This is a genomic window from Streptomyces sp. 840.1 (genome assembly GCF_003751445.1).
Lineage (GTDB): Bacteria > Actinomycetota > Actinomycetes > Streptomycetales > Streptomycetaceae > Streptomyces.
Genome location: NZ_RJUU01000001.1, coordinates 4,567,315 through 4,580,125 on the forward strand (window position 1 = coordinate 4,567,315; position 12,811 = coordinate 4,580,125).

Annotated in this window: 8 protein-coding genes; 3 read left to right on the top strand and 5 right to left on the bottom strand. The window is 69.6% G+C overall.

Annotated features, from left to right (window positions below; all coding sequences use genetic code 11):
* Positions 1–4: 4 nt before the first annotated feature.
* The gene (locus EDD93_RS20885) at positions 5–2,320 is read right to left on the bottom strand and encodes a glycosyl hydrolase family 95 catalytic domain-containing protein (RefSeq protein WP_123526594.1); all 2,316 of its coding nucleotides are present in this window, start codon (positions 2,318–2,320) and stop codon (positions 5–7) included.
* A 240-nt stretch (positions 2,321–2,560) separates the two neighbouring features.
* Between EDD93_RS20885 and EDD93_RS20890 the strand changes: the two genes are divergently transcribed.
* The gene (locus EDD93_RS20890) at positions 2,561–4,147 is read left to right on the top strand and encodes a Na+/H+ antiporter (RefSeq protein WP_123526595.1); all 1,587 of its coding nucleotides are present in this window, start codon (positions 2,561–2,563) and stop codon (positions 4,145–4,147) included.
* Between the two features lie 36 nt (positions 4,148–4,183).
* Here EDD93_RS20890 and EDD93_RS20895 read toward each other — a convergent pair whose 3' ends face one another.
* Complete coding sequence (locus EDD93_RS20895) at positions 4,184–5,305, bottom strand: mechanosensitive ion channel family protein (RefSeq protein WP_123526596.1); 1,122 nt, start codon at positions 5,303–5,305, stop codon at positions 4,184–4,186.
* Between the two features lie 37 nt (positions 5,306–5,342).
* Here EDD93_RS20895 and EDD93_RS20900 point away from each other — a divergent pair, with 37 nt between their 5' ends.
* Positions 5,343–5,921 (top strand): dienelactone hydrolase family protein, encoded by a 579-nt coding sequence (locus tag EDD93_RS20900; RefSeq protein WP_123526597.1) that lies wholly within the window; start codon positions 5,343–5,345, stop codon positions 5,919–5,921.
* Positions 5,922–6,055: 134 nt separating this feature from the next.
* On the opposite strand, the gene EDD93_RS20905 is transcribed toward EDD93_RS20900, so the two are convergent.
* The 3 genes from EDD93_RS20905 to EDD93_RS20915 are packed head-to-tail and all read right to left on the bottom strand — an operon-like array spanning position 6,056 to position 9,032.
* A complete protein-coding gene (locus EDD93_RS20905; RefSeq protein ID WP_123526598.1) occupies positions 6,056–6,871 on the bottom strand; it encodes a DsbA family protein in 816 nt (271 codons plus the stop codon).
* Positions 6,872–6,923: 52 nt separating this feature from the next.
* Entirely contained in the window at positions 6,924–7,646 is a 723-nt protein-coding gene (locus EDD93_RS20910; RefSeq protein WP_185092395.1) for a hypothetical protein, read from the bottom strand.
* Positions 7,647–7,706: 60 nt separating this feature from the next.
* Entirely contained in the window at positions 7,707–9,032 is a 1,326-nt protein-coding gene (locus EDD93_RS20915; RefSeq protein ID WP_123526600.1) for a DUF2252 domain-containing protein, read from the bottom strand.
* A gap of 209 nt (positions 9,033–9,241) precedes the next feature.
* On the opposite strand from EDD93_RS20915, the gene dnaE reads away from it, so the two are divergent.
* The gene (dnaE, locus tag EDD93_RS20920) at positions 9,242–12,778 is read left to right on the top strand and encodes a DNA polymerase III subunit alpha (protein WP_123526601.1); all 3,537 of its coding nucleotides are present in this window, start codon (positions 9,242–9,244) and stop codon (positions 12,776–12,778) included.
* Positions 12,779–12,811: the final 33 nt, after the last annotated feature.

Here is a 12,811-nt window from a genome sequence, read left to right on the forward strand (position 1 = left end):
CCGGTCAGCCCGGCAGGCCCCACTTCGTCCAGGCCCCGTTCGACGGCACGTCGCGCGGGCCCGTCGCGCTCCGCCGGGCGCCCCTCGGGGTGATCACCGCGGTGGCCCCGCGCGGGAGGGCGAGCGTGATCCGGCCCGGCCCGCTCTCCCGCCAGCGCAGCGGGCGGCCCCGGCTGTCCCGTACCTCGACCGGGCCCCGCACCGAGTGGTCCAGGGTCAGCGGGGCGCCCGCCTCGCTGTGGACCCGTACCCAGCGCGTGGCACCGGCCGAGCGGTCGGCGTCCACCAGGAAGGCGCCCTGGGTGCGCAGTGACGCGAACGAGGCGTCGGCCCAGCGTTCCGAGACGGACGGGAAGACCTTCACCACGCCCTCGTGTCCCTGCACCACCATGTCGAGCATCGACTGGGCCGCGGACAGCGGGCTCTCCAGGGCGAGGTTCCTGCCCTCGCGGTACATCGTGTTGACCGTCATCCGGCAGTCCGCGACCACCTTCAGATCGGTGAAGAAGGTCAGGAAGTCGAGGGCCTTCTCCGGTTCGGACATCACCGAGTACATCGACGAGGCGGTCGCGTAGCTGTACCCGTGCCACAACTCCTGCATCGAGACCCAGTGGTCCATGGAGCGCCGCATGACCTCGCGGTCCGCGGCCCGGTCCCAGTTCCGTTCGCGCAGCGGGTACAGCCAGAGCAGGTGCGAGTGGTGGCGGTGCGAACCGGCCAGCGGGACGTCCTTGCCGATCATCACACCGGCCGCCGGGTCCTCGGCGTACGGGGTGAGGCGGCGCTCGATGTCCCGCCAGCGCGCGAGCCGCGGGTCGTTGTTCCGCAGCAGCTCCGTCGACGCGATCAGGGTGCGCACGCCCCAGCGGACGAGCGAGAGGTCGTAGGTGCAGTCCTCGGCGTTGGCGTACTCGGGGGAGCGCGTCTCCAGCAGGTGCAGTTGGCCGTCCGGGCCCTCGTGCAGGAAGTGCGCGTAGAAGTTGACGGCCTTGGCGAGGACCGGGTGCACGACATCGCGCAGGACGGACAGGTCCATCGAGTGTTTGTAGGACTGCCAGACGTTGTGCAGCGCCCAGATGAGGTTGCCGAAGTTGTCGGAGACGTGGTCGGAGCCGGGGGCGCCGACGTCGTAGGTGTCGCCCGCGCGCAGCTGCCAGTCGGAGGGGTGGCCCAGCGCGTAGCTCTCGCCGTCGCGGTAGGCGGCCGGGACGGAGGCCGGGAGGTTGTGCTCGAAGCTGCGGAACGTGCTGGTCACCGAGTCGAGTTCGGGGTGGTTGGAACCGTGCACCGGTGCCATGCCTATCTGCACGTTCAGATTCCACCAGACGGCGGTCCAGTTGTTGCCGACCTCGGGGAACCAGGGACCCCACTCGGAGATCGTCGGCCCCCCGGCCCTGGTCGAGGCGGCGAGCTTGTAGAGCTGGATGACGTAGAAGCTCTGCAGCCGCTTGTCCGGTACGGAGAGGAAGCTGCGCCGGTAGTAGGCGTGCCACCAGCGCCGGTGACGGTCCACCAGCCGGTCCGGGCCTTCGGCCAGGGTGCGGTCCACGGCCCGCAGCGCATCCGCCGTCGCCTGCGACACCTGGCCGGGGAAGCGGTACACCAGGTGGGCGGCGAGCAGCCGGCCGGTGCCCTCGCGCCGCTCGCGCCAGGCGGTGGTCCAGCCGCCGCCGGCCAGCAGCGGCTGCTCGACGAAGCCGTCGCCGGTCCGGGGGTCCGGGTTGGGCGTGTAGTCCTCGGGCTTCCCGCTGCTGCGGGTGGTGGCGGCCGGCAGCCACTGGAAGGTCCAGGCTGCGGACTCCTCGCCCGGGGTGGGCCGGGTGGAGACCAGCAGCGCGCTCGTGTCGTTCTGGACGAGGGCGGAGAAGGCGAGGGAGCCGCGGGTGGTGGTGACGGTGCCGCGCAGCTCGGCGTCGTACGGGTCCAGGGTCCAGTCGACGCCGGTGATCTCCCCGGCCAGGGTCAGCGTGAAGTACCCGACGGGCAGCCGGGAGAAGCCGATGCCGCCGCGCCACTGGCCGCGCTGGTCCTGCACCTGGCTGTGGCTGATCATCAGCTTCAGGGTGTTGGCGGACCCGCCCGCGTACAACTGGGCGCCGAGGTAGCCGTTGGCGAGGAACGGGGCCTCCTGCCAGCCGGTGGGGAGGGTGCGCCAGGTCATAGCGGCGTCCCGGACGGTCTTCTCGTGGACGTCGGAGCCCGGCCGGCCGGCGGACGCGGTGGTGGCCGAGGCCCATGCGGTGGGGGAGCCGGCGAGCCAGAACGCGGAAGTGCCGGCTGCGGCCGTGCCGACGAAATGCCTTCGGGAGAACGCGGTCACGTGGTCTCTCCTGCCAGTCATGTATGTGGTGAGAGTTCTCGTCCCTGAATACGCACGCCGCATACTGCCCCTCCGACGCGAGCAGCGGAAGAGGGCTGACCGCAGAAACATCGGAGGAATGCGGCGTCAGCAGCGCTGCGTGGCGGGGGTGTTGCCCACATCGCGCACCTCGCATGGCAGGCTGGAACTCCGGATCGGCCGATCACCGAGGCCGGCTCGCCGCGCTCCGGAAGGCACCTCGTGGACCAAATGGCCCTGTTGCTCCTGCTGTTGCTCGGGGCAGTGGTCACCGTGCCACTGGGGGACCGGCTGGGGCTGCCCGCGCCCGTGCTGATGACGCTCGCGGGCGTCGCGATGGCCTTCCTCAGCTTCGTCCCGAACGTGGACATCCCGCCCGAGATCATCCTTCCCGCGCTGCTTCCGCCGCTGCTCTACGCCTCCGTGCAGCGCACCTCCTGGCGGCAGTTCGCCGCCAACAAACGACCGATCTTTCTGCTGGCCGTGGCGCTCGTCTTTCTGACGACGGCGGCCGTGGCCGCTGTCGCCAACGCCATCGTCCCCGGCCTGCCCCTCGCCGCCGCCGTCGCACTCGGCGCGCTCGTCGCACCGCCCGACCCGGTCGCGGCGACCGCCGTCGCCGGCTCGGTCGGGCTGCCCCGCAGGCTCGTCTCCATCCTGGAGGGCGAGGGGCTGTTCAACGACGTGACCGCGATCGTGCTGTACCACGTGGCGATCGCGGCCGCGGTGAGCGGCACCTTCTCGCTGCCGGAGGCCTTCGGGCTGCTGGCCCTCTCCGCGGTCGTCGCCGTGGCCGTGGGCCTCGCCCTGGGCTGGCTCACCATCAAACTCATGGGCCTGCTGGGAGACGCCACACTCCAGGTCGGGCTCACCCTGCTGGTGCCGTTCGTCAGCTACGTCCTCGCCGAGGAGCTGAAGGGCTCGGGCGTCCTCGCCGTCCTCACCACGGCACTCTTCCTCGCCGAGCACACCGCCGACGCCGACGACGTGCTCGGCCGGCTCACCGGCCGCACCTTCTGGGAGATCGTCGACACCCTCGTCACCGGCGTCGCCTTCGGGCTGATCGGCCTCGAACTGCACAGCGTGTTCGGGACCGCCGACGGACGGCTGCTGCAGATGACCGGCTGGGGCCTGGCCGTCGTCGGCGTCGTGGCCGGTGTCCGGCTGCTCTACCTGCTGCCCGCGACCTGGCTGGCCAAGCGGCTGCACACCCGCCGCGACGTCAGCGAGGAGATCCCCACCGGCTGGCGGGAGACCGTCGTCATGTGGTGGGCGGGGATGCGCGGGGTGGCGTCGGTGGCGCTGGCACTCGCGATCCCGCTCACGACGGACGGCGGGAAACCGTTCCCCGGCCGCGACGAGATCGTCTTCATCGCCTTCACCGTGATCATGGTCACCCTGGTCTTCCAGGGGCTGACCCTCCCCTGGCTGGTGCGCCGCCTCGGCGTCCGCGCCGACACCGATGTGGAGGCGGCGCTCGAACGGGACCTCGCGATCCGGGCCGCCAAGGCCGCCCGGCAGCGGCTCAAGGAGATCCAGGAGGTCGAGGAGTTCCCCGAGGACGTCGTGGAGCGGCTCCAGCGCCTGGCCTACGACGTGGGGGCGCGGATCAGCCCCGACATGGTCGACAGCGAGCGCCGCGAGGCGTACGCGAAACGCGCCGAGCGGTTCAAGGCGGTCAGCCGCATCCAGCGCGAGATGCTGTCGGCCGCCCGCCACGCGGTGCTCTCCGCGCGCAGCGAGGCCGGGGCCGACCCCGAGATCGTCGACCGGGTGCTGCGACAGCTGGACGTACGGAGTCTGCGCTGACCCGCGCCCGCGCCCGCCCCTCCCGTGCCGGGCCGGTCAGCCACGTCCGGTGCGCGGGGCCCTGCCCCGGTCCGTCGCCTTCCCGTTCGGGTGGGTGGCGACCGGCCACCCGTCCTCGGGCGGCAGCGCCGCGGGCGCCGTCGCGATGCGCGGGAGCGCGTACGGGTGGTGATCGCTCAGCCAGCCGATCAGCTGCTCCCGGACCGCACAGCGCACCGTCCAGATGTCGTCCGCGTCCTTGGCCGTGACCACCGCGCGCACCACGACGGTGGAGGGGGTGGTGTCGGTGACGGCCAGCGACCAGTTCCGGCCGTCCCACGCGGCGCAGTCGCCCAGGATGTCCCGCAGCTGGTCGCGCATCGCGGCGACCGGCGCCGAGTGGTCCAGGTGGAAGAAGACCGAACCCGTCATCTGGGCCCCGCCGCGCGACCAGTTCTCGAAGGGCTGGCTGGTGAAGTACGAGACCGGCATCGTGATCCGCCGCTCGTCCCAGGTCCGTACCGCGAGGAAGGTCAGGGTGATCTCCTCGATCGTGCCCCACTCCTCGTCCACCACCACCGTGTCGCCGATCCGCACCATGTCACCGAAGGCGATCTGCAGGCCCGCGAAGAGGTTGCCGAGCGTCGACTGGGCGGCGACACCGGCGACGATGCCGAGCACACCGGCCGAGGCCAGCATCGAGGTGCCGACCGTCCGCATGGCCGGGAACGTCAGCAGCATCGCGGCGACGGCGATCGTCGTCACGACCGCGGTGACCACCCGCTGGATCAGCGTCACCTGCGTCCGGACCCGCCGCACCCGCGCCGGGTCCAGGGTGTTCGCCGCGTAGCGCGCGTACACCGAGTCCACCACGGCGATGGCGATGCGCAGCACCAGCCAGGCCGATGCGCCGATCATCACCAGTGTCAGCGCCTGGCCGATGCCCTCGCGGTGGTCGGTGATCAGGTCGAGCCCGGTGTGGGTGTAGCCGGCCCGCAGCAGCGCGGTGCACAAGGTGAGCTGGAAGGGAATGCCGCAACGCCGCAGCAGACCCCACAGAGGTGTCTCGTGATGCCGCCCGTCGGCCCTTCTGAGCAGCAGGTCCACCAGCCAGCCCACCAGCAGCGCGATCGCCACCGAACCGCCGAGGGTGATCAGCGGACGCAGTAGGTTCTCCATCCTGTCGTTCTCCAAGCTTTCGACGGCAACTGGCACCATGGGCCTTATGAACATCATGCTTTTCCACTCGACATACGGTCTGCGCCCCGCGGTGCACGCGGCCGCCGACCGGCTGCGTGCAGCCGGGCACGAGGTGCGCGTTCCCGATATCTTCGCGGGGCACACCTTCGAAACCGTCGAGGAAGGACTGGCCTTCCAGCAGGAGACGGGCAAGGAGGAGCTGCTCAAGCGGGCCGTGCTGGCCGCCGCGCCCTACTCCGACTCCGGACTGGTCTACGCCGGCTTCTCGTTCGGCGCTTCCGTCGCCCAGACGCTGGCGCTCGGGGATGCGAAGGCGCGCGGGCTGCTGATGTTCCACGGTACGTCGGACATCGCGGAGAGCGCCTCGGTGGACGAGCTGCCCGTACAACTGCACGTCGCGGACCCGGACCCGTACGAGACGCATGACTGGCTCAACTCCTGGTACCTCCAGATGCAGCGGACCGGCGCCGACGTCGAGGTCTACCGCTACCCCGGCGCGGGGCACCTGTTCACCGACGCCGAGCTGCCCGACTTCGACCAGGCCTCGGCCGAGCTGGCCTGGAAGGTCGCGATCGGCTTTCTCGCCACGCTGTGACGGGCACGCTGTGACGGACAGGGTGTGACGGGCACGCTGTGACGGGCCGGCCGTGAACACGCCGAAGGGCCCCGCGCGGAACGCTGCGCGGGGCCCTTCGGGGGTGCGGATCGCGGTGCTGGTCCCGGGGCCGGTCAGCCCTTCAGCGCTGCGGTGACGGCGGTGTTGAAGTCCTCCACGGACATCGGCGCGTTCTTGTTGTCCGAGCCGGTCAGCGTCTTGCCGTCCATCTTGAGCGTCGGGGTGCCCTGGACGCCGCTCTTGTCGAAGGTCGCGGACATCTTCATCGCCCAGCTGTCGAACTTGCCGTCCTTGACGTTCTTCTCGAACCCGCTGTTGCCCTTCAGCGCGTCCACCGTGTCGGCGACCTTGAGCAGGTAGGAGTCGTCCTTGAACTTGTCCTCGGTCTCCGAGGGGTGGTACTTCGCCGAGTAGAGCGCGTACTTGTAGTCGAGGAAGGCCTCGGGGCTCACGTCGAGGGCGGCACCCAGCGCGCTCAGCGCGTTCTTCGAGCCCTCGCCGTTGTCGCTGTTGTCGATGAACGTGGCACCGACGTACTTGACCTTGTACTTGCCGGCGTCGACGTCCTTGTGGACCGTCTCACCGACCGTCTGCTCGAACGTGGCGCAGATCGGGCAGCGGGAGTCCTCGTACAGCTCCAGGGTCTTCTTGGCGGTCGACTTGCCGACGACGACGGTCGTGCCGTCCTTGCCCGAGGTGTTCTTCGGCACGGTGACGCTCTTCGCGTCGGCCACGTCGTCCCAGTGGCCCGGCTTGTTCAGCTGCATCACGCCGTAGCTGACGCCCGCGGCGATCGCGAGGACGGCGACGATCGAGACGCCTACGACGACCTGGCGGCGGGTCTTGTCCTTCTTGGCCTGGCGGTCGCGTTCGGCGCGCAGCCGCTCGCGGGCGGCGGACTTGTTGGCCTGGCTGTTGCGGTTGCTCATGGTCGGTTCTCCGTGGGGTGTGTGGGTCGTGCGCTGTCAGGGACTCGGGTGCTCAGGCGGTGGCGCAGGCCGAGCGCGGCGGTCCCCTCCGTCCCACGGAGTGCACGAGGAGGCGGGCGGGTGCGTGCGCGTGCGGGCCGCGGGGCGCGGGCCGCACCGGGCGGCGCACGCGGTGCCGGGCCGTGCCCGCCACGGCGACCGCCACCAGCAGCGGCCGGAACGCCAGCAGTGCGAAGGCCCCCAGCAGCCCGGCGAGCGCCAGCTCACCGCGGTGCAGCCAGGCCGCCGCGAGCAGCCCGACCGTGACATGCGCGGCCAGCAGCAGCCAGGGCACCAGGGGCCCCGGGGAGGCGAGCAGCGCGGCGGCGCCGTGCCCGGAACCGGTCACCGACGCCAGCGGGGTGCCGACGCCGGCGAACGGTGTCGCGCCCGCGCCCACGTCGCCGCCGCCGCAGAACACATCGACGCCCACCGAGCGCAGCGGACCGGTGATCGGACCGCCCGCGGCGCCGTAACAGAGGTGCTGGCCGGTGGTGAAGACGGTGTCGGCGGCCAGCTCCAGCGGCACCAGCAGCCCGGCGATCGCCCCGAAGCCGCGCTCCCGGCCGGCCAGCGCGTAGGCGACGGCGAAGACCCCGCCGGCCAGTACGGCGAGGAGCGGCAGCGGCAGCGGGACCTGGGAGAGCAGCACATGGGACGCAGCAGACAGCGTCACGACGAGCGCTGTGAAGAGCGCCGCGCGCACGAGCCTGAGCTGCGTCCCGGATATGTCCATCGTCGAGGAGTGTCGCATGCGAACCTGTAGGCGAGCCCTAAAGTCGCAGGCTCCCTCTGCTCACAACCCCGGGATCCGGCCGTTGCGGAACAGGTCCACGAAGATCTGGTGGTCGGCGCGCGCCCTGGCACCGTAACTGTGGGCGAAGTCCACCAGCAGGTCCCCGAAGCCCTCCTCGTCCGCCGCGATCGCCGCGTCGATCGCCCGCTCGGTGGAGAACGGCACCAGCGAGTGACCGCTCTCGTCGTCCGCCGCGGAGTGCATCGTCGCCGTCGCCCGGCCGAGGTCGGCCACGACCGCCGCGATCTCCTCGGGCTCGTCGATGTCGGACCAGTCCAGGTCGACCGCGTACGGCGACACCTCGGCCACCAGCTGGCCGGAGCCGTCCAGCTCGGTCCAGCCCAGCCACGGGTCGGCGTGCGCCTGGAGGGCGCGCTGCGAGATCACCGTGCGGTGCCCCTCGTGCTGGAAGTACTCCCGCACGGCGGCGTCCGTGATGTGCCGGGAGACCGCGGGGGTCTGCGCCTGCTTGAGGTAGATCACCACATCGTTCTCCAGGGCGTCGCTGTTGCCCTCCAGAAGGATGTTGTACGAGGGCAGCCCGGCCGATCCGATGCCGATCCCGCGCCTGCCGACGACGTCCTTGACCCGGTAGGAGTCGGGGCGGGTCAGGCTCGACTCCGGCAGCGTCTCCAGATAGCCGTCGAACGCCGCCAGGACCTTGTAGCGCGTCGCCGCGTCCAGGTCGATCGCACCGCCGCCGTCCGCGAAGCGGCGCTCGAAGTCACGGATCTCGGTCATCGAGTCGAGCAGCGAGAACCGGGTCAGCGCGCGGGCGTCACGCAGGGCGCCCAGCAGCGGGCCCTCGGCGGTGTCCAGCGTGAAGGGCGGCACCTCGTCGTTCTTCGCGCCCGTCGCCAGCGCGTGGATCCGCTCGCGGTAGGCCGCGGCGTAGACCCGGACGAGCTCGGTGATCTGGTCGTCGCCCAGCGCCTTCGCGTAACCGATCAGGGCGACGGAGGCGGCGAAGCGCTTGAGGTCCCAGGTGAACGGGCCTACGTACGCCTCGTCGAAGTCGTTCACATTGAAGACCAGCCGGCCGTTGGCGTCCATGTACGTGCCGAAATTCTCCGCGTGCAGATCGCCGTGGATCCACACCCGGCCGGTGCGCTCGTCGAGATACGGGCCGCCGTGCCGCTCCCGCTCCAGGTCGCCGTAGAACAGGCACGCCGTGCCCCGGTAGAAGGCGAAGGCCGAGCCCGCCATCTTGCGGAACTTGACCCGGAAGGCAGCCGGATCGGCGGCCAGCAGCTCACCGAACGCCGTGTCGAAGACCTCAAGGATCTGCTCCCCGCGCTGCGCTGCGCCGGTCTGCGTTTCCGACATCTCTGGGTGCCTCCTGGTACCTGGCGTGCGTGACGACGTACATGACAAATGGGACGGGCGTCCCAGCTCTTCCAACGCGCGACCGTATCCCGTAGTGCCCGTCACTCGTGACCCGGGAGACGTAGACTTCCACGACTTCCACGCTGTCCGGCCCTGACCGGCGGGACGGCCCCACCCGACACCCTCAGTTCCCCCGGAGGCACAGCGCCGTGACCAAGCCGCCCTTCACGCACCTTCACGTCCACACCCAGTACTCGCTGCTGGACGGTGCCGCGCGGCTCAAGGACATGTTCGAGGCGGCGAACACGATGGGCATGTCGCACATCGCGATGACCGACCACGGCAACCTGCACGGCGCCTACGACTTCTTCCATTCGGCCAAGAAGGCGAATGTGACGCCGATCATCGGGATCGAGGCCTACGTCGCCCCGGAGTCGCGCAAGCACAAGCGGAAGATCCAGTGGGGCCAGCCGCACCAGAAGCGCGACGACGTCTCCGGCTCCGGCGGTTACACCCACAAGACGATCTGGGCGTCCAACGCCAAGGGCCTGCACAACCTCTTCAAGCTGTCCTCCGACGCCTACGCCGAGGGCTGGCTGCAGAAGTGGCCGAGGATGGACAAGGAGACGATCTCCCAGTGGTCCGAGGGCCTGATCGCCTCCACCGGCTGCCCCTCCGGCGAGGTGCAGACCCGGCTCCGGCTCGGGCAGTTCGACGAGGCCGTGCAGGCCGCCTCCGACTACAAGGACATCTTCGGCGAGGGCAAGTACTTCCTGGAGCTGATGGATCACGGCATCGAGATCGAGCGCCGGGTCCGTGACGGGCTCCTGGAGATCGGCCGGAAGCTCGACATCCCGCCGCTGGTCACGAACGACTCGCACTACACCTACGCCAACGAGGCGACCGCGCACGACGCGCTGCTGTGCATCCAGACCGGCAAGAACCTCTCCGACCCGGACCGCTTCCGCTTCGACGGCACCGGCTACTACCTGAAGACGACGGACGAGATGTACGCCGTCGACTCCTCGGACGCCTGGCAGCAGGGCTGCGCCAACACCCTGCTGGTCGCGCAGCAGATCGACACCACCGGGATGTTCGAGAAGCGCGACCTGATGCCGAAGTTCGACATCCCCGAGGGCTTCACGGAGATCACCTGGTTCCAGGAGGAGGTCCGGGTCGGCATGAACCGCCGTTTCCCGGGCGGTGTCCCCGACGACCGGCAGAAGCAGGTCGAGTACGAGATGGACATCATCATCCAGATGGGGTTCCCGGGGTACTTCCTGGTCGTCGCGGACTTCATCATGTGGGCGAAGAACAACGGCATCGCGGTGGGCCCCGGCCGTGGTTCCGCCGCCGGTTCGATCGTCTCGTACGCGATGGGCATCACCGACCTCGACCCGATCGAGCACGGGCTGATCTTCGAGCGGTTCCTCAACCCCGAGCGTGTCTCCATGCCCGACGTCGACATCGACTTCGACGAGCGCAGGCGCGTCGAGGTGATCAGGTACGTGACCGAGAAGTACGGCGCCGACAAGGTCGCCATGATCGGCACCTACGGCAAGATCAAGGCCAAGAACGCGATCAAGGACTCCGCCCGCGTCCTCGGCTACCCGTACGCGATGGGCGACCGGCTCACCAAGGCCATGCCCGCCGACGTCCTCGGCAAGGGCATCGACCTCAACGGCATCACCGACCCCAAGCACCCGCGCTACAGCGAGGCGGGCGAGATCCGGGGGATGTACGAGAACGAGCCGGACGTCCAGAAGGTCATCGACACCGCGAAGGGCGTCGAGGGCCTGGTCCGGCAGATGGGCGTGCACGCCGCCGGCGTCATCATGTCCAGCGAGCCCATCGTCGACCACGCCCCGGTCTGGGTGCGGCACTCCGACGGCGTCACCATCACGCAGTGGGACTACCCGCAGTGCGAGTCGCTCGGCCTGCTCAAGATGGACTTCCTGGGGCTGCGCAACCTGACGATCATGGACGACGCCATCAAGATGGTGAAGTCCAACAAGGGCATCGACCTGGAGATGCTCGCCCTCCCGCTCGACGACCCCAAGACCTACGAGCTGCTGTGCCGAGGCGACACGCTCGGCGTCTTCCAGTTCGACGGCGGGCCGATGCGTTCGCTGCTGCGCCAGATGCAGCCCGACAACTTCGAGGACATCTCCGCCGTCTCGGCCCTGTACCGGCCGGGCCCGATGGGCATGAACTCGCACACGAACTACGCCGAGCGCAAGAACGGTCGCCAGGAGATCACCCCGATCCACCCGGAGCTGGAGGAGCCGCTCAAGGAGGTCCTCGGCCTCACCTACGGACTCATCGTCTACCAGGAGCAGGTCCAGAAGGCCGCCCAGATCGTCGCCGGGTACTCGCTCGGCGAGGCCGACATCCTGCGCCGCGTGATGGGCAAGAAGAAGGCCGACGAGCTGGCGAAGAACTTCGTCCTGTTCGAGGCCGGGGCCAAGAAGAACGGGTTCTCCGACGCCGCGATCAAGGCCCTGTGGGACGTGCTGGTCCCGTTCGCCGGGTACGCCTTCAACAAGGCGCACTCCTCCGCGTACGGCCTGGTCACCTACTGGACGGGCTACCTCAAGGCCAACTACCCCGCCGAGTACATGGCGGCGCTGCTGACCTCGGTCAAGGACGACAAGGACAAGTCCGCGGTCTACCTCAACGAGTGCCGCCGCATGGGCATCAAGGTGCTCCCGCCGAACGTCAACGAGTCCGAGTCGAACTTCGCCGCCCAGGGTGACGACGTCATCCTCTTCGGGCTGACGGCCATCCGTAACGTCGGACAGAACGTCGTGGACTCGATCATCCGGTGCCGCAAGACGAAGGGGAAGTACAGCACCTTCCCCGACTTCCTCGACAAGGTCGAGGCGGTCGTCTGCAACAAGCGGACCGTGGAGTCCCTCATCAAGGCAGGCGCCTTCGACGAGATGGGCCACACCCGCAAGGGGCTCGTCGCCCACCACGAACCCATGATCGACAACGTGGTGCAGGTCAAGCGCAAGGAGGCCGAGGGGCAGTTCGACCTCTTCGGCGGCGGTGAGGAGGACAGCGGCGAGCCGGGCTTCGGGCTCGACGTGGAGTTCTCGGACATCGAGTGGGAGAAGTCCTACCTGCTGGCGCAGGAGCGCGAGATGCTCGGGCTCTACGTCTCCGACCACCCGCTCTTCGGCATCGAGCACGTACTGAGCGACAAGTCAGACGCCGCGATCTCCCAGCTCATGGGCGGCGAGCACAGCGACGGCGCGATCGTCACCGTGGGCGGCATCATCTCCGGCCTCCAGCGCAAGATGACCAAGCAGGGCAACGCCTGGGCCATCGCCACCGTCGAGGACCTCGCCGGTTCCATCGAGTGCATGTTCTTCCCCGCCACCTACCAGCTGGTCTCCACCCAGCTCGTCGAGGACACGGTCGTCTTCGTCAAGGGGCGGCTCGACAAGCGCGAGGACGTGCCCCGGCTCGTCGCCATGGAGATGCAGGTCCCCGACATCTCGAACGCGGGCACCAACGCCCCCGTGATCCTGACCATCCCCACGGTCAAGATCACCCCGCCCATGGTCAGCCGGCTCGGCGAGGTGCTCAGCAGCCACCGCGGCGACACGGAGGTCCGGATCAGGCTCCAGGGCCCCCGCAAGACCACGGTGCTCCGGCTGGACCGGCACCGGGTGAAGGCCGATCCGGCGCTCTTCGGAGACCTGAAGGTGCTGCTCGGCCCGTCCTGCCTGGCCGGCTGAGCGGTCGTCCGCGCACGCCCGATCCGTACACGC

Bases quoted from the DNA above. Each gene is read 5' to 3' on its own strand.
- EDD93_RS20895 (WP_123526596.1), bottom strand. From the start codon at position 5,305: ATGGAGAACCTACTGCGTCCGCTGATCACCCTCGGCGGTTCGGTGGCG.
- EDD93_RS20900 (WP_123526597.1), top strand. From the start codon at position 5,343: ATGGGCCTTATGAACATCATGCTTTTCCACTCGACATACGGTCTGCGC.
- EDD93_RS20905 (WP_123526598.1), bottom strand. From the start codon at position 6,871: ATGAGCAACCGCAACAGCCAGGCCAACAAGTCCGCCGCCCGCGAGCGG.
- EDD93_RS20910 (WP_185092395.1), bottom strand. From the start codon at position 7,646: ATGGACATATCCGGGACGCAGCTCAGGCTCGTGCGCGCGGCGCTCTTC.
- EDD93_RS20915 (WP_123526600.1), bottom strand. From the start codon at position 9,032: ATGTCGGAAACGCAGACCGGCGCAGCGCAGCGCGGGGAGCAGATCCTT.